Raw genomic sequence first — 17,881 nt, forward strand, 5'->3', positions numbered from 1 at the left:
GCCCCTGCCGACCGCCGCCCCCGCCCTCCGGGTGATGGGACCCGATACCCGGACAGGCCGAATGATGGTTCCCCTCACCCGGGGGGCACGGTGGCCCCGGGCGAGGACGGTCGGGGCAGGAGCGGCGCGAGCCGTGCGAGCAGCGGGAACAGCGTCTCGGCGATACGGTCCCCGACCTCCACGAACGCCCGGTCGGACAGTCCCACCGGATCGGAGATCCCGGGGACGCGCGCCGCCCCGCTCGGGTCGCGGAAGACGTCGAGCCGCGCGACGGTGTCGGCACCGGTGAGGGTCGCGATGCGGTGGGCCTCGGGGAGTGTGAAGGACTTCGGGGCGGCACCGGCGGCGAGCGCGGACGCCCGGTCACGCTGGTCCTCGGTCATCGTCAGGATCAGGTCCGCCGCCGCGACCATCCGTTCGCAGAGCCGGCGGGCGCGGAATCCGGAGGGGTCGCCGCCGAGACCCCTGATCACCGCGGCGGTGCGCGGTTCGACGGGATAGCCGACGAGCGCGCGGGTTCCGGCGCTCTCGGCCGTGAGCCCGGTCAGGCCGTGCTCGGTGGCGTACGCGCGGGTGAGCCGCTCCGCGATCACCGAGCGGCACACGTTGCCGCTGCAGACGAACAGTATGTGCACGGGGCGGCACTCTAGCGGGAGCGAAACACGCGGTGGCAGCGCATAGTTGGTGGTCATCGGAGATACACCGACCGTTCCGGCGCCCGACACCGGCCGTTCACACCCGTCACCGCCGCCGCAACCGCGATCCGCGATCCCTGCCCGGTCTCCCGGTGCCGTGTCCGCGGCCCGACCAGGCATTCCGGCGTGGGATGATCGGGGTATGCCTGCACCGCTACCGCTCGACCCGATCGCCGAAGCCCACCGCCAGTGGACCGACCACGGCTGGGGTGAGGTCGCGGACGGCATGGCCGTGGTGACTTCGCTGATGCGGGCCCAGCAGATCCTCATGGCCCGGGTGGAGGAGGTGCTCAAACCGTTCGGTCTGACCTTCGCGCGCTACGAACTGCTGACGTTGCTGCACTTCACGCGTAGTGGGGCCCTGCCGATGGCCAAGGCCAGCGCCCGCCTGCAGGTGCATCCGACGAGCGTGACGAACGCGGTGGACCGGCTCGAGTCGGCCGGGCTGGTGCGCCGCACCCCGCATCCGAGCGACCGTCGTGCGACGCTGATCGAACTCACCGACGAGGGACGGGCACTGGCGATCGAGACGACCGAGAAGCTCAACGCGGAGGTGTTCTCACGGCCCGGCATTCCCGACGATCAGATCGAATCGCTGCTGCGGATACTGGCCGGGATGCGGCACGACGCCGGCGACTTCGACACCGGTGGCTCGCCCACGAAGTGGTGACCGTACCCGGTCCACGACCGGGGTGCGGACCCGAAAACGACTGCAGGGCCGCCCCTTCCGGGGCGGCCCTGCAGTGTCACGCTCACGCGTGCTTGAAGTCCGGTGTCCGCTTCTCGATGAACGCGGCCATGCCTTCCTTCTGGTCGGCGGTGGCGAACGTCGAATGGAACACGCGGCGTTCGAACTTCACGCCCTCGGCGAGGGTGGTCTCGAACGCCCGGTTGACCGCTTCCTTCGCCATGATCGCGGCGGGCAGCGACATCGACGCGATGGTGGCGGCGGTTTCGAGCGCGACGTCGAGCAACTCGGCGGCCGGCACGATGCGCGAAACCAGCCCGGCGCGTTCGGCTTCCTCGACATCCATGTTGCGGCCCGTGAGGCACATGTCCATGGCCTTCGCCTTGCCGACGGCGCGGGTCAGGCGCTGCGAACCGCCGATGCCGGGAATGACGCCGAGCTTGATCTCGGGCTGCCCGAACTTCGCGGTGTCCGACGCGATGATGAAGTCGCACAGCATCGCCAGCTCGCAGCCGCCACCGAGCGCGTAACCGGAGACCGCGGCGATGATCGGGGTGCGCGCCGAGGAGATCTTGTCCCAGTCCGAGAAGAAATCCTCGCCGTACGCCTCGGAGTACGTCTTCGGGGCCATCTCCTTGATGTCGGCTCCGGCGGCGAACGCCTTCTCCGAGCCGGTGATCACGATCGCGCCGATCTCGCGGTCGGCGTCGAGTTCCTCGACGGCCGCGACCACTTCGCGCATCAACTGGCTGTTGAGCGCGTTGAGCGCCTTGGGCCGGTTGAGCGTGATGAGTCCCACGCGACCCTTGCGGTCGAGCAGGATGGTCTCGAAGTCGGTCACTGGTTGTCCTCTGCAGTCGAACGGGCACGGATGTCGGTGACGATGGCGGAGAAGTCGAGCCCGCCGCCGCCACCGGTGTTGAAGCGATGGTAGATCTCGGCCGCACGCAGTCCGAGTTCGCCCTCCACTCCGTTGGCCCGGAGCGCGTTCGCGGCCAGGCCGAGGTCCTTGTCCATCAGGGCCGCGGCGAAGCCCGGCTGGTAGTCGTTGTTCGCCGGGGTCGTCGGGACGGGCCCAGGGACCGGGCAGTTGCTGGTCAGCGCCCAGCACTGTCCGGACGCGTTGGACGCGACGTCGAACAACGCCTGGTTGGTCAGACCCAGCTTCTCGCCGAGCACGAAGGCCTCGCTGATCGCGATCATCGACACGCCGAGGATCATGTTGTTGCAGATCTTCGCGGCCTGCCCGACACCGGAGGCGCCGCAGTGCACCACCTTGCGGCCCATGACGTCGAGCAGCGGCTGCGCGGTGGCGAAGTCCTCCTCGGAGCCGCCGACCATGAACGCGAGCGTGCCGGCGGTGGCACCGGCGACGCCGCCGGAGACGGGTGCGTCGATGGCCCGGTGCCCGGCCTTGTGGGCGCGTTCGGCGGCTTCACGGGCGTCGGCGACGTCGATGGTGGAGCTGTCGACGAACAGGGTGTTCGGCTTCGCGGCGGGGAGGATCTCGTCGTAGAGGTCGAGCACCAGCCTGCCGTTGGGCAGCATGGTGACGACGACATCGGCGTCGCGCACGGCCGAGGTGGCCGAGGCCACGACGGTCAGCCCGTCCTTGGTCGCCTGTTCCTGCGCGGCGGGCACCGGGTCGAATCCGGTGACCGCGTATCCGGCCTTGACGAGGTTCGCGGCCATCGGCCCGCCCATGTGGCCGAGACCGAGGAACGCGACGGTGGGGAGAGCACTCATGTCATTCTCCTTGGGAGGCGGCGAGGCCGAGTTCGAGCTCGCCGAGCGGCTGGAAGTAGGCGTCGACGTCGGCGGTGGTCACGTCGGCGAGGGTCGCCGGCGACCACTGCGGGTTGCGGTCCTTGTCGACGACCTGCGCTCGGATGCCCTCGACGAGGTCGTGGGATTTCAGGGACGCGAGCGAGACCCGGAACTCCTCGTCGAGCACATCCTCGAGCGACTCGGCGGCGCGTGCCTGCCGCAGCGAGCGCAGCGTGACCTTCAGTGCGACGGGCGACTTGCCGAGGATCTGCTCGGCGGTGGCCTGCGCCTCGGGAAGATCGGAAGCCTGCAGGCGTTCGACGATCTCCTCGACGGTGTCCGCGGAGTAGGCGGCGTCGATCCACGTCTGCTGCGCGATCAGTTCGGATTCCGGTGCCGGACGGGAGTATTCGGTGAGCGCGTCGTCGAGTCCGGCGGAGCCGATCGCGGCGACGAACTTGTCCAGCGACTCGGACGGGACGAAGTGGTCGGCGAAGCCCAGGGCGATCGCGTCGCCGGCCTTCAGCCGCCCGGTGGTGAGCGCGATGTGGGTGCCGAGTTCACCGGGGGCACGCGAGAGCAGGAAGGTGCCGCCGACGTCGGGGACGAAGCCGATACCCACCTCGGGCATCGCGATGGTGGAGCGTTCGGTGACGACCCGCACGTTGCCGTGCGCGGAGATACCGACGCCGCCGCCCATCACGATGCCGTCCATGATGGCCACGTACGGCTTGGGGTAGCGGCCGATCGCGGCGTTGAGGATGTACTCGTCGCGCCAGAACTCCTGCGACCCGGTGCCGCCGTCCTTCGCATCGTGGTAGATCGAGACGATGTCGCCGCCGGCGCACAATCCCCGCTCCCCCGCGCCGTCGACGACGACCGCGGTGACGGTCTCGTCGGCGGACCATTCGAGGAGTTTCTCGGCCATGGTGCGAACCATGCCGTGGTTGAGCGCGTTGATGGCCTTGGGCCGGTTGAGGGTCAGACGGCCGACGCCGTCCGCCACCTCGACGAGAACTTCCGGTTCCTGCCCGGTCATGCCGCTCCTGTCTGCGCCGAGGCCACCACGCTGCGCGCGACGACCACCCGCATGATCTCGTTGGTTCCTTCCAGGATCTGATGCACGCGCAGATCCCGCACGATCTTCTCGATACCGTACTCGGCGAGGTAGCCGTAGCCGCCGTGCAGCTGCAGCGCCTCGTTCGCCGCCTCGAAACCGGCGTCGGTGGCGAAACGCTTTGCCATCGCGCACAGTTCGACGACGTCGTCGGTGCCCTCGTCGAGCGCGTCCGCCGCCCGCCACAGCAGGGTCCGGGCCGCTTCCAGTTCGGTGCGCATGTCCGCCAGGCGGAACTGCAGTGCCGGGGAGTCGAGCAGCCGCTCGCCGAACGCCTTGCGTTCGGCGAGATAGGCGACGGTCCGGTCGAGGGCGGTCTGGCCGCCGCCGACCGAGCACGCGGCGATGTTGAGGCGACCGCCGTTGAGGCCCTGCATCGCGATGCGGAAGCCGCTGCCCTCGGTCCCGAGCAGGTTCTCGGCCGGCACCCGCGCGCCGTCGAAGATCACCTGGCGGGTGGGCTGGGCGTTCCAGCCCATCTTCTTCTCGTTGGCGCCGAAGGACAGGCCGGGCGTGTCCTTCGGGACAATGATCGCGGAGATACCCCGCGGACCGGGCTCCCCGGTCCGCGCCATGACGACGTACACGTCGGAGGTGCCGGCGCCGGAGATGAACTGCTTGGCGCCGGTGAGCACGTACTCGTCACCGTCGCGGACGGCCTTGGTGCTCAGAGCGGCCGCGTCGGAGCCGGCGCCCGGCTCGGTGAGGCAGTAGCTGCCGAGCTGTTCCATCGAGCACAGCCCCGGCACCCAGCGGCGCCTCTGGTCGTCGTTGCCGAACTTGTCGATCATCCACGTGACCATGTTGTGGATCGACATGTACGCGGCGATCGACGGGCAGCCCTTGGCGAGTTCCTCGAAGATGCGCACCGAGTCGAGTCGGCGCAGTCCCGAGCCGCCCACGTCCTCGCGGACGTAGATGCCGCCCATCCCGAGTGCCGCGGCCTTGCGCATCACATCGACCGGGAAATGCTTGGCCTGGTCCCATTCCACGGCGTTCGGGGCCAGGTACTCGGTGGCGAAGTCCCTGGCGGTGTCGCGGATCGCCCGGTCGTCGTCGGTGAGGTTGAACATGGTGGTCCTGTCTCGGTCTGTCGTTCCGTCCGGACCGTTCAGTCCATGGTCGGGATGACGAAGTGGTCGGTGTCGGCGACGTGGGCGCCCTCGAGGTCGCCCTCCTTGACACCGGACGGCCAGCGCTGCGTGATGGTCTTCGTCTTGGTGTAGAAGCGGAAGGCATCGGGGCCGTGCTGGTTGAGGTCGCCGAATCCGGACGCCTTCCAGCCACCGAAGGTGTAGTACGCGATCGGCACCGGGATCGGGACGTTGACGCCCACCATGCCGACCTGCACGCGGGTGGTGAAGTCGCGGGCGGTGTCGCCGTCGCGGGTGAAGATCGCGACGCCGTTGCCGTACTCGTGCTCGGTCGGCAGCCGCAGAGCGTCCTCGTAGTCCTTCGCACGCACGACGGTCAGCACGGGACCGAAGATCTCCTCGCGGTAGATCGACATGTCGGTGGTGACCTTGTCGAAGAGGGTGGCGCCGGAGAAGAAGCCGTTCTCGTGGCCTTCGAGGACGAATCCGCGGCCGTCGACGACGAGCTCGGCTCCCTCCTCGACACCGGAGGCGATGTAGTTGTGGACGCGGTCGCGGGCGGCGGCGGTCACGAGCGGGCCGAAGTCGGCCTTCTCGTCGAAGCTGGTGCCGATCCGCAGCTCCGCGATGCGCTCGGTGAGCTTGGCGACGAGCCGGTCGGCGGTTTCCGCGCCGACGGGAACGGCGACGGACAGCGCCATGCAGCGCTCACCTGCCGAACCGTAGGCGGCACCGACGAGCGCATCCGCGACCTGGTCCAGGTCGGCGTCGGGCATGATGATCGCGTGGTTCTTCGCGCCGCCGAAGCACTGTGCGCGCTTGCCGTTCTGCGCGGCGGTCTCGTAGATGTACTGCGCGATCGGCGTGGAGCCGACGAAGCCGAGGGCCTTGACGCGCTTGTCGTTCAGCAGGACGTCGACGGACTCCTTGTCGCCGTTGACGACGTTGAAGACGCCCGCGGGCAGACCGGCCTCGAGGAACAGCTCGGCGAGACGCAGCGGCACCGAGGGATCGCGTTCGGACGGCTTGAGCACGAACGCGTTGCCGCAGGCGAGCGCCGGGGCGGCCTTCCACAGCGGAATCATCGCGGGGAAATTGAACGGGGTGATGCCGGCGACGACGCCGAGCGGCTGCCGCATCGAGTAGACGTCGATGCCGGTGCCCGCGGACTCGGTGTATTCGCCCTTGAGCAGGTGCGGGGCGCCGAGGGCCACCTCGACGACCTCGAGTCCGCGCTGGATGTCGCCCTTGGCGTCGGGGATCGTCTTGCCGTGCTCGCTCGACAGCAGCCGCGCGAGTTCGTCCATGTTGTCCTGCGCGAGCTGCAGGAAGCGCATCAGTACCCGGACGCGCTTCTGCGGGTTCCACGACGCCCATTCCTTCTGGGCTTCCTCGGCATTCGCGATCGCGGATTCGACCTCGGTCTTCGTGGCGAGCGGGACGCGTGCCTGCACCTCGCCGGTGTTGGGGTCGAAGACGTCCCCGAATCGTCCGGACGTCCCGGCGACGTGCTCGCCGCCGATGAAGTGGGTGAGTTCACGAATGCTCATTGTCGCGAGTCCTTTGCTGATCGACGGTGACGGACGCGAGGCACCGACAGCACCCCGCAAGTCTGTGTCCATCCTATAGTTGGAAGTCCATGTATGTCTACCGTCACACCCCGCCACCGCAGTCGGCACGTGTCAGCGCAGCCGGCGGTAGAGGTTCTCGAGGTCGGAGACCGCCCGGATCACCACGGCCTCGTCCGTGCCGCCCGCACGCAGCGCGCGCCGCAACAGCATCGGGTCCAGATCCTCGAGCGCGGGCCGGAACCGTTCCATCGGCAGCTCCGGCAGCTCGGTGTCGTCACCGTAGAAGTCGTCGGTGGGCGGTGGCGCCGCGTCGACCCCGCCGATCAACGTCTCGAGACCGACGCCCCGCAGCGTCAGTACGGCCAGCGGATGTTCGTCGACGTGCTCGGCCAGCAGATACGCCACGGCCGCGGCGTGCTTGCAGGGCCAACCGTCGTCGGGGCACGTGCAATCGAAGTCGAGTTCGCCGGCACGACGAGGCAACAGCAGCGGTCCCAGTTCCTCCGGCAGCGCCCCGGCCGCGAGCCGCGCGAGCATCCCCGGCGCGGACCGCACCTGCGTGACCAGTTCGGCGATCGCGTCGTCGTCGAGGGTGCGCACGGTGACCGTCGCGGTGAACGGGCGCAGCTGACTGCCCTGCACGTCGCCGACGACCGCTCCCGGTTCCAGCCGCATGGAGAGCACCTGACCCGAGCGCGCGTAGGTGCGGCCGCGGGTCAGCCGGCCCTTGTCGGCCACCTGTTCCATCGCGCCGATCAGTTCCTTCGACCACCAGCTGCGTCCGATCGAGCCGCGTTTGGCTCGGGCCTCGATGCCGCCGTCGACCCGGATCGGGGTGCCGTATCCACGGAAGTCGTTTCGTGCCATGTCTATTCACCCACCGCGTCGTCGCTCAGGGTCAGCAGGGCGTGCAGCTGGTCGGTGGACAGTTCGGTGATCCAGTTCTCCCCCACACCAACCGCGAGATCCGCGAGTTCCTGTTTACCGGTGAGCATCTCGTCGATCCGTTCCTCGACAGTGCCGACACACACGAGCTTGCGCACCTGCACATCGCGTCGCTGACCGATCCGGAACGCCCGGTCGGTGGCCTGGTTCTCCACCGCCGGGTTCCACCACCGGTCGAGGTGCACCACGTGATTGGCCGCGGTCAGGTTCAGGCCGGTTCCGCCGGCCTTGAGCGAGAGCAGCATGATCGGCGGCCCACCCGGTTCCTGGAATCCGGTGACCATCGCGTCGCGGCGGCTCTTGGACACACCGCCGTGCAGGAAGGGCACGTGCGTGGAGAACCGCTCGGCGAGATACGGGGCGATGAGCTCGCCGAACTCACGGAACTGGGTGAACAGCAGGACCTTCTCGCCGTCGGCGAGCACCGATTCGACGATGTCCTCGACCAGGCCCAGTTTGCCGGAGCGATGCCGGCCGCGGCGCAGAACCGGAGATCCGTCGGCGAGATAGTGCGCCGGATGGTTGCACACCTGCTTGAGCCGGGTCAGCGCCGCGAGGACGGCGCCCTTGCGGGCCATGCCCTCCTTCTCCTTGATCTTGCGCATCATGTCGTCCACGACCGCCCGGTACAGCGCGGCCTGCTCGGCGGTGAGGTTCGCGCGGACGGTCTGCTCGAACTTCTCCGGCAGGTCGGCGATCACGTCCGGATCGGTCTTGACCCGGCGCAGCACGAACGGGGCGGTCAGTGCCCGCAGCCGGGCCGCGGCCGCCGCGTCGCGCTCGCGTTCGATGGGCACCGCGAACCGCGCGCGGAAGGAGGTCGCGGAGCCGAGCAGCCGCGGATTCGCGAAGTCGAGGATCGACCGCAACTCCTCGAGCCGGTTCTCGACGGGGGTGCCGGTCAGCGCGACGCGGTGCGACGCCGTCACCGCGCGCACCGCGCGCGACTGCGCGGTGTTCGCGTTCTTGACGTGCTGGGCCTCGTCGAGCACCACCCGGTGCCACGGCAGTGCCCGCACGTGCGCGAGATCGCGCGCGACGATCGAGTAGGTGGTGATGACGAGGTCGCTGTCGTCGACCGCGGCGGCCAGGTCGTCGTCCCGCAGCCGGCCCGACCCGTGGTGGACGTGAACACGCAGGCCGGGGGCGAACTTCGCGGCTTCGCGCTGCCAGTTGCCGACCACCGACATCGGGCACACCAGCAGCGTCGGCCGGACCGGGCCGAGGGTGCGTTCGTGGACCAGCAGCGCCAGCACCTGCACGGTCTTGCCGAGACCCATGTCGTCGGCGAGCACCGCCCCGAGACCGAGCCCGTTCATGAACGCCAGCCAGTCCAGACCGCGCTGCTGATAGGGGCGCAAGGTCGCGTGCAGGCCGGCCGGCGCCGGGACCGGTTCCGGGTGTGCCTGACCGTCGAGCAGCGTCGCGACCCAGCCGGAGGCGCTGATGTCGGTGATTTCGGCGGGCGGCACCTCGTCGCCGGTGAACTGGGCGAACAGCGAGCCGAGCGTGGTGTCCTGCCCCGAATTGCGGGTCACGTACCGGGCGGCCTGGGCCAGCGCCGCCGCGTCCGCCTTGACCCACTTGCCACGCAACTTGACCAGGTCGCTGTTGGCGGCGACGAGCTGTTCCATCTCGGCCGTGCTGAGCAGCATGTCCCCCACTGCGAGCTGCCATTCGTAGGAGACGATCGCGTTCATGCCGACCGCGCTCTCCTCCGCCGCGACGGGGGCGGCGGCGGAATCGACGCGCAGCCGCAGCGACGGTTCGACCGTCGCCCACGCGCGCGGAAGCAGCAGGGCCACACCGGCATCCTGCAGGGCACGCGCACCGTGCTCGACGAGGTCGATGACGACGGGCGTGGGCAGCAACAGGTCCAGGCTGTCGGGGTCGCGCGGCACGTCCTGCAGCCGCGGGTAGGCCTTCAACGCGGCGCCGAGCTTGCGGATCCCGATCTGCAGCAGCTCCGCGTCGGTGCCGCCGACCGGCACCGGTGCCGGGGCCTGCCCCTCCGAACGCAGGCACACCTCGAGCCGCCACAGGGCGTCGGCGGGATCGTCGCCCTCGTCGGGTTCGACGAGGCGCAGCACCAGGTCCGGTTCGTTGCCGGACAGGCTTGCCCGCCACTCGTCGAGAGCGTCGGCCATGCGCTGGCTGCCGCCGTGGTGCGGCACCCCCTCGGACAGGGCCGCGACCAGCGGGTGCAGGGATGTGCCGGAGCCGAGCATCGTCCGGACGATCGGGTCGGTGAGTTCGGTGCACAGGTTCTCGAGCAGCGTCGACGGAGTGCCCAGCCGGCGCTGCACCGGTGGCATCGCGGCGACCAGTTCCGCCTTCCACGCCCGGGTCCGGTCACCGCCGAGCAGCTGCCAGCGCACCCACCACTGTTTCTCGGCGCGATGCATGCCGGGTGCGACGCGTCCGGCCTGCGCCCAGCGTTCGATCCCTCGGGCGACGTGCGCGAGGAATCGCAGGTCACCGGAGACGCCGTCGGGCCGGCGCGGCAGCTCCAGCAGAAGTCCGGCGGCATCGGGCGGGGCCACCGCGACGGCCGGCAGTGCCTGCGGCTCGTCGTCGCCGGGCAGACGCAGCTCGACGCGATGGCGGAACGGACGGTCGGTCCAGCGGCGCAGGGCCGCCGGCAGCGCGTCGTCGTCGCGCGGGGCGGAGGGGTCGCGCCACAACAACAGTCCCGATCCCGGTGACCAGACCCCATGCAACATGCCCACCATGGTGCCAGGCGCAGGCACCTCCGGTGCCGGTGTGTCTTTGTGGCGGTCAGGGCCGCCACAAAGGCACACGGGTGGCGGAGCCGCCCTAGGCTGTGCGCATGCCCCTCGCGTACGGTTTCGCCGAATACGGCGGCCCCGATACCCAGCAGTTCCTCGACCCGGCCGTCCCCGAACCCGGCCCCGGACAGTTGCTGGTGGCGGTGCACGCCGCGGGCGTGAATCCGGCCGACTGGAAGATCCGCGCGGGCACCCGCAAGGACACCGTTCCCGTCACCCTGCCTGCGGTCCTCGGGCGGGAGGTGTCCGGTGTCGTCACCGCTGTCGGCGACCGCGTCGACGGGTTCGCGGTCGGCGACGCGGTGTTCGGCGCGACCGCGACCGGGTTCGGCGGGTACGCCGAGTACACGCTGCTCAACGCCCACGGCACCGCGCACAAACCGGAGCGGGTGAGTTTCGCCGCCGCCGCGACCGTGCCGGTGGCCGTGGGCACCGCCTTCGACATCGTCGATGCGCTGGCGGTGTCGGACGCGGACACCGTGCTCGTCGTCGGTGCGGGCGGAGGCGTCGGATCCGCCGCGACCCAGCTCGCGCGGGCACGCGGTGCGCGCGTGCTCGGTGTGGCGTCGGCCGGGAAACGGGATCTCGTGGAAGCCGCCGGCGCCTCCTGGATCGAATCCGGGGACGACGCCGCCACCCGTGTCGCGGGCACCACCGCGATCGTCGACCTGGTCGGCGGCGCGACCCTCCGGACGTTCGCCGCGGCAGTGCCGGGAGCCCGCATCGTCTCCGTCGCGGATCCGGCCGGCGCGGCGGAACTGGGCGGTTCCGGGGTGGAGCGGCGCCGCACCACCGAGGTGTTCACAACCGTTGCGGCGCTGATCGCGGACGGCACCGTGGATCCCTGCGTCGAGCAGACGTTTCCGCTCTCGGAGGCGGGTGCGGCACTCGCCGCCGTCGAGTCCGGGCACGCCCGGGGCAAGGTCGTCATCGCCGTTCGCTGAACGCCCCGGCGGATCGGGCGCACACCGCGGACGACCCTGGGACACTGGTGACCAGGTAACTCACCAGGAGTCCGCCATGTCGATTCTGATCCAGGTCCTCGAGCAGACCTACAGCTCCAACACCCCGTGGGAGCAGGTCAAGTACGCGTTCGTCGATTCCGGCCACATCACCACCCTCCGTCTGGACGGCCAGTGCGGGGTGTGGCTCGACGGCAGCAAACACGGCGAGTCGCATCGCCTGGCCGCGACCGCGAGTCCCGAGCAGGCGATCTTCTTCCTGCTCACCGTGTTCGACCGGATCGCCCAGTGCAAGCAGAGCGGCGGCTCGTGGATCGTCGGGCACGACGGCCGCACGGTCGCGTCCATCCACGCCGCGCGGTTCCCGCTGACCGTCGACGGATGACGGCCCGCCGCTGATCGTTCCCGGTTGTCGGTGCCTGCTGCGACGATCGGCCGGTGCGTGGGGGCAAAGGCATCTGGATTCTGGTCGTGGCGGTCGCGATCGTCGCCTCGTGCTGGTGGGAACGAGCCGGCCCGCCGGATCCTGCCGCGCCGGGAAGCCCGTCCCGCGAGGAACTCGGGCGGTTGCTCGCGAGCGTCACCGTGGTTTTCGAGCGTCCGCACGTTCCGGGATATCACCGTGGCTGCGGCGCCGGGGAGGCATGCGTGTTCGGGCCGGCGTGGTCGGACGATCATCCCGGCCGCGGCGGGCACGACGGCTGCGACACCCGCAACAACGTGCTCGCCCGCGACCTGCGCGAGGTGACGTTCCGGCCCGGGGCGGGCGAGTGCGCCGTGCAGTCGGGAACCCTCGACGATCCGTACACCGGTACCCGGATCCTGTTCCGTCGCAGTACTTCCCGCGCGGTGCACATCGACCACATCTTCCCTCTCGCCGCGGCGTGGGATCTCGGTGCCGCGAGCTGGTCCCGGGATCTGCGCCGGCAGTTCGCCAACGACATCGACTTCAACCTCATTGCCGTGGACGGGACCGCGAACGAGGACAAACGCGACCACACCCCCGCCGACTGGCTCCCGCCGGCGGCGAGCACCCGCTGCTGGTTCGCGGGCAAGTACCTGACGGTCGCGGTGCGGTACGGACTGCCCGTGACGGCGGCCGATCATCGCGCGCTCACCGACGCGGCCGCGACCTGTCCCGACGCGAGTCAGGGTTCGGCGCGATCCTCCTCGTCGTCGTGACGGCCCTTCCCGTTCGGGGCCAGGCGGGCCGCCCGGCCCCGCAGATAGCGTTGTTCGGGCACGCTCGCCGTCAACCTGGCCGCCTCGAGGTACGCCGCGCGCGCGGCGGCGGTGTCCCCCGCCAGGTCCAGCAGGTGTGCCCGGACCGCGAGCGCGCGGTGGTTCCCGGCGAGCCGCCGGTCGTCCGCCACGGTCGCGAGGAGGGCGAGCCCGGCGCGCGGGCCGTCGAGCATGGCCACCGCGGCCGCCCGGTTGACCGTGACCATCGGGTTGGGCGCGACGTGCGACAGCACCCGGTACAGCGCGACGATCTGTGCCCAGTCGGTGTCCTCGACGCAGGTGGCCTCCGCGTGCACCGCGGCGATCGCCGCCTGCAGCTGGTACGGACCGGGCGGTGCGGCGGTGAGCGCCGCGGTGACCAGGACCGTTCCCTCGGCGATCTGCGCCCGGTCCCAGCGGGTGCGGTCCTGGTCGGCGAGCGGAACGAGGGCGCCGGACGGATCGGTGCGGGCATCGCGGTGCGCGTCGGTGAGCAGCATGAGGGCGAGCAGACCGGTGGTGTCGGCGTCCTCGGGCAGCAGCGCGTGCAGCAGGCGGGTGAGACGGATCGCTTCGCCGCTCAGTTCACGCGAGGTCAGGTCCGGTCCGCCGGAACTGGTGTATCCCTCGTTGAAGATCAGATAGAGCACGTGCCGGACCGTCCGCAGCCGCTCGGCGCGTTCCGCCGTGGCAGGCAGCGTGAACATCGCACCGGCGTCGCGGATCGCCTGTTTGCTGCGGGTGATGCGCCGGGTCATCGTCGCCTCCGGCACCAGGAACGCGCGGGCGATGCGCGCGGTGTCGAGTCCCCCGACCGCGCGCAGGGTCAGCGCGATCTGCGACGACGGCGACAGCGCCGGATGGCAGCACAGCATCAGCAGGGTCAGCGTGTCGTCGCCGGCCTGCTCGGCATCCGCGGGATCGTCCGCAGGACGGTCGGGTTCCGCTGCCACCCAGGCATGTTCGCGGTCGCGGCGCGCACTGTCACTGCGCCATTCGTCGGTGAGGCGCCGCCGGGCGACGGTGATCAGCCAGCCGCGGGGATTCGACGGGACGCCCTCCGCGGGCCACTGCCGGTGCGCCGCGAACAGCGCCTCCTGCACGGCGTCCTCGCACGCGTCGAACTGCCCGTGCCGCGCCGCGAGGTACCCGAGGACCTGCGGCGCGAGGGTGCGCAGCAGGTCCTGCGGGTCGCTCACATCTCGGCCCCGCCGTCGTGCATCACGGCCCGGACCTCCATCGCCCCGCCGAAGCGCACGTCGGGCCACCGCGCGGCGATCTCCACGGCCCGGTCCAGGCTGTCGACGTCGACCTCGACGTAGCCGCAGAACTGTTCCTTGCTTTCCATGAACGGCCCGTCGGTGACGGTGTGGGCGGTGCTCGCGCCCTGCCGTACGGTGCGGGCCGTCGACGGGTCGGTCAGCGCCTGTCCGCCGACGAGTTCACCGGATTCGGTGAGTTCCGCCATGATGGCGTCGACCTCCCCGAACAGTTCCTCCCGCGCGTTGTCGCCCAGTTCCTCGACGAAGCCCGGGCGGTTGTAGATCATGAGCATGTATTTCACGGTGGTCTCCTCTGCCGTGCCCCCGGACGGGGCCCTCACCCCTGAAGTCGGAGCGGCTGCGCCGGTCCGGACATCACGAATCACACGTTGTCCGATCTCCGATGTCCGGACGGCGGCGCGTTCTCCGACTTCACTGTGACACGGGCACGATTCCGACCGGACGATTCGAGGGAGTTCAACCATGGCGAAGCTTCGCGTACACAATTTTGCGATCACGGCCGACGGATGTTCCGCCGGGCCGGATCAGAGCCTGCAGAACCCGGGCGGGATCGGCGGTGAGCGGATCCTCGGGTGGGTGCACGAGACGCGGTCGTTCCACCGATCGTTCGGCAACGACGGTGGCGCGGTCGGCGTCGACGACGACTTCATGGCCCGCGGCATCGACGGGATCGGCGCGACCATCATGGGCCGCAACATGTTCGGCCCGGTCCGTGGGCGATGGGAGGACAGCGACGAGTGGTCGGGCTGGTGGGGCGACGAACCGCCCTTCCATCACCCGGTCTTCGTGCTCACCCACCACGCGCGGGACCCGCTCGCCCTGGGCGGCGGCACCGTGTTCCACTTCGTCACCGGCGGCATCGAGGACGCGCTCGCGCAGGCCGTCGCCGCCGCCGACGGCGCGGACGTGCGGGTCGGGGGCGGTCCCGCGACCGTCCGCGAGTACCTGCGCGCGGGACTGGTCGACGAGATGCACCTGGCGATCGTGCCGGTGCTCCTCGGCCGCGGCGAACGCGTGTTCGGCGACGATGTGCTCACGACCGATTTCGAGTGCGTCGAGTTCGTCTCGTCCCCCACGGTCGCTCACGCCCGATTCGTCCGCACGCGGTGATCGGCCGCCGTCCGCGTGATCGTTCCCGCCACCCGGGGGCGCGTGGGCGTGACCGGGGGTTAGGTTGGTGGTCATGGCTTCGCGGATCACCAAGGACACCCGGTTGTGCATCTCCCTGTCGGGCCGGCCCAGCAACATCGGCACCCGATTCCACAACTACCTGTACGACGAGCTCGGGCTGGACTACGTGTACAAGGCGTTCGCGCCCACCGACATCGAGGCCGCGGTCGCCGGTATCCGCGGGCTCGGCATCCGAGGCGCCGGCGTGTCGATGCCGTTCAAGGAGAAGGTGATTCCGCTCGTCGACGTGATGCACGAGTCGGCCAGCGCGATCGATTCGGTCAACACGATCGTCAACGACGACGGGGTGCTGCACGCCTACAACACCGATTTCCAGGCGGTGCTGGATCTGCTGCGCGACCACCGGGTAGATCCGGCGCTGCCCGTCGCGGTCGCGGGCAGCGGCGGCATGGCCAAGGCGGTGGTGGCGGCGGTGCGCACGCACGGCTGCACCGACGTGACGGTGGTCGCCCGGAACGAGACTGCCGGCCGGGCCCTCGCCGACCGGTACGGCTTCCGATGGCGCGCCGAGGTCGGCGACTCCTCCCCCGCCGTGTTGATCAACGCGACCCCGATCGGCATGGTGGGCGGCCCCGAGGCCGAGCTGCTGCCGTTCCCGTCCACCGTGGTCGAGGCGGCGACGGTGGTCTTCGACGTGGTGGCGATGCCACCCGAGACCCCGCTGATCCGGGCGGGACGCGCGCACGCTCACACGGTCATCACCGGAGCCGAGGTGATCGCGCTGCAGGCGGCCCTGCAGTTCGCGCTGTACACGGGCGTGACCCCGACACCCGAACAGGTACGCCGGGCATCGGAGTTCTCCCGCTCCTGACGTCGCCGGCCATCGATCGGTTCGTCGCGGATACTCCCCCGTTCACGAGGGAGGGTTCCGGTGTGTTCTGTCGACCCAGGAGGGTTCGAACACCGGCCGCATGATCCCGGTGCGGGTCGACGAGGGAAATATCGGCCCGCACCGTCTTTCGAGTAGCCGCCTTGCGTGGCAGTTCATCCGTTGTGGGCGATGGCCGGCGAGTCGGAGTCCGCGATGATCTCAGTCGGGGGGTGACCACTGGCGAGAGGAGTCGAATCCATGGCTGACAGAGCATCGGGAACATGGAAGCCGACCGAGGACCAGATCCGGCAGGCGTATATCTACCTGCTCGGTCGAATGCTCGTGATCCGTCAGGAGCACATCGATCGGTCCAGTGATGGGTTCGCGTACAACCGGATCCGCTACAACCCGTTGGGGTCCGCGGACTTCGTCAACCCGAATTTCGACGTCGCGTATCTCGAGGCGTGGTTCGCCGTCGACGATCGGTCTGCGGTGCTACTCGAGGTCCCCGAGGTCGTCGGCCGCTACTACACGCTGCAACTCCTCGACGAGTGGGGAGAAGTCGTCGTCAACATCAACGACCGCACGACCCCGTCGAAGCCGTTCGGCACCTTTGCACTGGTGAAACCAGGCGCGAGCCCACCCATCCCTGCTGATGCGACGCGACTGGAACTGCACTCGGCCAAGGCCAAGATGCTGGCACGCGTCGAACTCGCCGACGATCCCGAGGGCGCGGTCGCGCTTCAGCACGAATTCACCGCCACCGTCATCGGTCAGGCCACGCCGCCGGCACCACCGACGATCCCGCAGTTCACCAACGCGGACCTGCTCGGCGCCGATATCTTCGACAACCTCGACGAGGTCCTTCTCAGCGCCACCGACGTCTCGCCCGCCGCCGGACGCATGCAAGTCCTGGCCCGCTCCATCGCCGACCACCTCGACGGCGATCCCGACGCGCGCACGGAGGCGGAACGCTTCCTGCGAGAGACCGTTGCACCGGAATTCAAGCAGTACGCCCTCACCGAAAGCGCCCCATACGTCAACCACTGGCTCGGCGGCGGCGCGGTCGGAAACTACGACGGAAACTACACACTGCGCAGCGTGGCCAACCTCGTCGGAATCTGGGCCAACACCGCAGACGAGGTGATCTACTTCGTCGCCAGCCACGACGCCACCGAACAACCCCTCACCGGTGACGGAAGTTACACACTGCACTTTCCCGCCGACAAGCTGCCCGCCGATGCCGTCAACGGCTACTGGTCGGTGATCCTGGTATCGGTGCCGGACTTCCGCGTCGTACCGAATGCTCTGCACCGATACAACTTCAACAGCAATTCCGCCCTCACCTACAACGCTGACGGCTCCCTCGACCTCGCCTTCGGCACACAGCCGGTTTCCGGCGTTGCCGAATCGAACTGGCTTCCCACCGCTCCGGGCAGCCCTTTCTCCCTGACGTTCCGCTGCTACGTGCCCAAGCCCTCCGTCGGCGGTGGCCACTGGGCACCACCACCCGTGACGCGAGTCGACGACACGGCCAGGCAGTGAGGCGCACACCCGAAGCGAACTGATGGTCGTCACGCAGTGTCCGCCAGAGCCGTTTCGCGACCTGCGGTTTCAGACATCGCGCGGCCTCGTTCGCGGTGACCCGCGTCGCGCTGCCGATCCCCATCGCCGACGAAAACACTGGTGTCGGGACGACGTGAGTCAAACGGATCACCTCCCTTCGGGGTAGGGCGGTTGCGGTCTG

17 protein-coding genes are annotated in these 17,881 nt (G+C 69.7%); 7 read left to right on the plus strand and 10 right to left on the minus strand.

Annotated elements, in window-relative coordinates:
- Positions 1 to 74 precede the first annotated feature (74 nt).
- Complete coding sequence (locus A8G15_RS10485) at positions 75 to 635, minus strand: arsenate reductase/protein-tyrosine-phosphatase family protein (protein ID WP_068158826.1); 561 nt, start codon at positions 633 to 635, stop codon at positions 75 to 77.
- 202 nt (positions 636 to 837) lie between these two features.
- Here A8G15_RS10485 and A8G15_RS10490 point away from each other — a divergent pair, with 202 nt between their 5' ends.
- Complete coding sequence (locus tag A8G15_RS10490) at positions 838 to 1,365, plus strand: MarR family winged helix-turn-helix transcriptional regulator (RefSeq protein WP_068158827.1); 528 nt, start codon at positions 838 to 840, stop codon at positions 1,363 to 1,365.
- A gap of 82 nt (positions 1,366 to 1,447) precedes the next feature.
- On the opposite strand, the gene A8G15_RS10495 is transcribed toward A8G15_RS10490, so the two are convergent.
- From A8G15_RS10495 to A8G15_RS10525, 7 genes are all read right to left on the minus strand, one after another.
- Positions 1,448 to 2,224, minus strand: a complete 777-nt coding sequence (locus tag A8G15_RS10495) for an enoyl-CoA hydratase (RefSeq protein ID WP_068158829.1) — start codon at positions 2,222 to 2,224, stop codon at positions 1,448 to 1,450.
- Positions 2,221 to 3,129 carry a 3-hydroxyisobutyrate dehydrogenase gene (gene mmsB / locus A8G15_RS10500; RefSeq protein WP_068158830.1) on the minus strand — a complete coding sequence of 303 codons (909 nt, stop codon included), beginning with the start codon at positions 3,127 to 3,129 and terminating at the stop codon, positions 2,221 to 2,223. The genes A8G15_RS10495 and mmsB overlap by 4 nt, the downstream gene beginning before the upstream one ends.
- A 1-nt stretch (position 3,130) precedes the next feature.
- Positions 3,131 to 4,189, minus strand: coding sequence for an enoyl-CoA hydratase/isomerase family protein (locus A8G15_RS10505; RefSeq protein WP_068158832.1), 1,059 nt, complete (start codon positions 4,187 to 4,189; stop codon positions 3,131 to 3,133).
- A complete protein-coding gene (locus A8G15_RS10510; RefSeq protein WP_068158834.1) occupies positions 4,186 to 5,340 on the minus strand; it encodes an isobutyryl-CoA dehydrogenase in 1,155 nt (384 codons plus the stop codon). Before A8G15_RS10510 ends, A8G15_RS10505 begins: the two co-directional genes overlap by 4 nt.
- A 38-nt stretch (positions 5,341 to 5,378) precedes the next feature.
- Positions 5,379 to 6,911 carry a CoA-acylating methylmalonate-semialdehyde dehydrogenase gene (locus A8G15_RS10515; RefSeq protein WP_068158835.1) on the minus strand — a complete coding sequence of 511 codons (1,533 nt, stop codon included), beginning with the start codon at positions 6,909 to 6,911 and terminating at the stop codon, positions 5,379 to 5,381.
- A gap of 132 nt (positions 6,912 to 7,043) precedes the next feature.
- Positions 7,044 to 7,799 carry an SWIM zinc finger family protein gene (locus tag A8G15_RS10520; protein ID WP_068158838.1) on the minus strand — a complete coding sequence of 252 codons (756 nt, stop codon included), beginning with the start codon at positions 7,797 to 7,799 and terminating at the stop codon, positions 7,044 to 7,046.
- Positions 7,800 to 7,801: 2 nt separating this feature from the next.
- The gene (locus A8G15_RS10525; RefSeq protein WP_211270146.1) at positions 7,802 to 10,600 is read right to left on the minus strand and encodes a DEAD/DEAH box helicase; all 2,799 of its coding nucleotides are present in this window, start codon (positions 10,598 to 10,600) and stop codon (positions 7,802 to 7,804) included.
- A 107-nt stretch (positions 10,601 to 10,707) separates the two neighbouring features.
- On the opposite strand from A8G15_RS10525, the gene A8G15_RS10530 reads away from it, so the two are divergent.
- The 3 genes from A8G15_RS10530 (at position 10,708) to A8G15_RS10540 (ending at position 12,810) form a co-directional block, all read left to right on the plus strand.
- Entirely contained in the window at positions 10,708 to 11,610 is a 903-nt protein-coding gene (locus tag A8G15_RS10530) for an NADP-dependent oxidoreductase (RefSeq protein ID WP_068158840.1), read from the plus strand.
- A gap of 76 nt (positions 11,611 to 11,686) precedes the next feature.
- Positions 11,687 to 12,013: a hypothetical protein gene (locus A8G15_RS10535; RefSeq protein ID WP_068158842.1), complete on the plus strand. Its 327-nt coding sequence runs from the start codon at positions 11,687 to 11,689 to the stop codon at positions 12,011 to 12,013.
- Positions 12,014 to 12,066: 53 nt separating this feature from the next.
- The gene (locus A8G15_RS10540) at positions 12,067 to 12,810 is read left to right on the plus strand and encodes an HNH endonuclease family protein (protein ID WP_245687789.1); all 744 of its coding nucleotides are present in this window, start codon (positions 12,067 to 12,069) and stop codon (positions 12,808 to 12,810) included.
- Here A8G15_RS10540 and A8G15_RS10545 read toward each other — a convergent pair.
- Together A8G15_RS10545 and A8G15_RS10550 are read right to left on the minus strand one after the other, a co-directional pair.
- Positions 12,777 to 14,048, minus strand: a complete 1,272-nt coding sequence (locus A8G15_RS10545) for an RNA polymerase sigma factor (protein ID WP_068158843.1) — start codon at positions 14,046 to 14,048, stop codon at positions 12,777 to 12,779. The two genes, A8G15_RS10540 and A8G15_RS10545, sit on opposite strands and share 34 nt — an antisense overlap.
- The gene (locus A8G15_RS10550; RefSeq protein WP_245687791.1) at positions 14,045 to 14,404 is read right to left on the minus strand and encodes a YciI family protein; all 360 of its coding nucleotides are present in this window, start codon (positions 14,402 to 14,404) and stop codon (positions 14,045 to 14,047) included. Before A8G15_RS10550 ends, A8G15_RS10545 begins: the two co-directional genes overlap by 4 nt.
- Positions 14,405 to 14,594: 190 nt before the next feature.
- Between A8G15_RS10550 and A8G15_RS10555 the strand changes: the two genes are divergently transcribed.
- From A8G15_RS10555 to A8G15_RS10565, 3 genes are all read left to right on the plus strand, one after another.
- Entirely contained in the window at positions 14,595 to 15,242 is a 648-nt protein-coding gene (locus tag A8G15_RS10555; RefSeq protein WP_068158845.1) for a dihydrofolate reductase family protein, read from the plus strand.
- Between the two features lie 73 nt (positions 15,243 to 15,315).
- Positions 15,316 to 16,134, plus strand: coding sequence for a shikimate 5-dehydrogenase (locus tag A8G15_RS10560; protein ID WP_068158846.1), 819 nt, complete (start codon positions 15,316 to 15,318; stop codon positions 16,132 to 16,134).
- A 258-nt stretch (positions 16,135 to 16,392) separates the two neighbouring features.
- The gene (locus tag A8G15_RS10565) at positions 16,393 to 17,679 is read left to right on the plus strand and encodes a DUF1214 domain-containing protein (protein ID WP_068158849.1); all 1,287 of its coding nucleotides are present in this window, start codon (positions 16,393 to 16,395) and stop codon (positions 17,677 to 17,679) included.
- The last annotated feature ends 202 nt before the right edge of the window (positions 17,680 to 17,881 follow it).

The sequence above is a fragment of the Rhodococcus phenolicus genome (assembly GCF_001646785.1).
In the GTDB taxonomy this organism is placed as follows: Bacteria; Actinomycetota; Actinomycetes; order Mycobacteriales; family Mycobacteriaceae; genus Rhodococcus; species Rhodococcus phenolicus.

Coding starts and splice junctions, on each gene's coding strand:
- A8G15_RS10490 (WP_068158827.1), top strand. CDS start 838: ATGCCTGCACCGCTACCGCTCGACCCGATCGCCGAAGCCCACCGCCAG.
- A8G15_RS10515 (WP_068158835.1), bottom strand. CDS start 6,911: ATGAGCATTCGTGAACTCACCCACTTCATCGGCGGCGAGCACGTCGCC.
- A8G15_RS10555 (WP_068158845.1), top strand. CDS start 14,595: ATGGCGAAGCTTCGCGTACACAATTTTGCGATCACGGCCGACGGATGT.
- A8G15_RS10560 (WP_068158846.1), top strand. CDS start 15,316: ATGGCTTCGCGGATCACCAAGGACACCCGGTTGTGCATCTCCCTGTCG.
- A8G15_RS10525 (WP_211270146.1), bottom strand. CDS start 10,600: ATGTTGCATGGGGTCTGGTCACCGGGATCGGGACTGTTGTTGTGGCGC.
- mmsB (WP_068158830.1), bottom strand. CDS start 3,129: ATGAGTGCTCTCCCCACCGTCGCGTTCCTCGGTCTCGGCCACATGGGC.
- A8G15_RS10520 (WP_068158838.1), bottom strand. CDS start 7,799: ATGGCACGAAACGACTTCCGTGGATACGGCACCCCGATCCGGGTCGAC.
- A8G15_RS10565 (WP_068158849.1), top strand. CDS start 16,393: ATGGCTGACAGAGCATCGGGAACATGGAAGCCGACCGAGGACCAGATC.
- A8G15_RS10505 (WP_068158832.1), bottom strand. CDS start 4,189: ATGACCGGGCAGGAACCGGAAGTTCTCGTCGAGGTGGCGGACGGCGTC.
- A8G15_RS10550 (WP_245687791.1), bottom strand. CDS start 14,404: ATGCTCATGATCTACAACCGCCCGGGCTTCGTCGAGGAACTGGGCGAC.
- A8G15_RS10530 (WP_068158840.1), top strand. CDS start 10,708: ATGCCCCTCGCGTACGGTTTCGCCGAATACGGCGGCCCCGATACCCAG.
- A8G15_RS10535 (WP_068158842.1), top strand. CDS start 11,687: ATGTCGATTCTGATCCAGGTCCTCGAGCAGACCTACAGCTCCAACACC.
- A8G15_RS10510 (WP_068158834.1), bottom strand. CDS start 5,340: ATGTTCAACCTCACCGACGACGACCGGGCGATCCGCGACACCGCCAGG.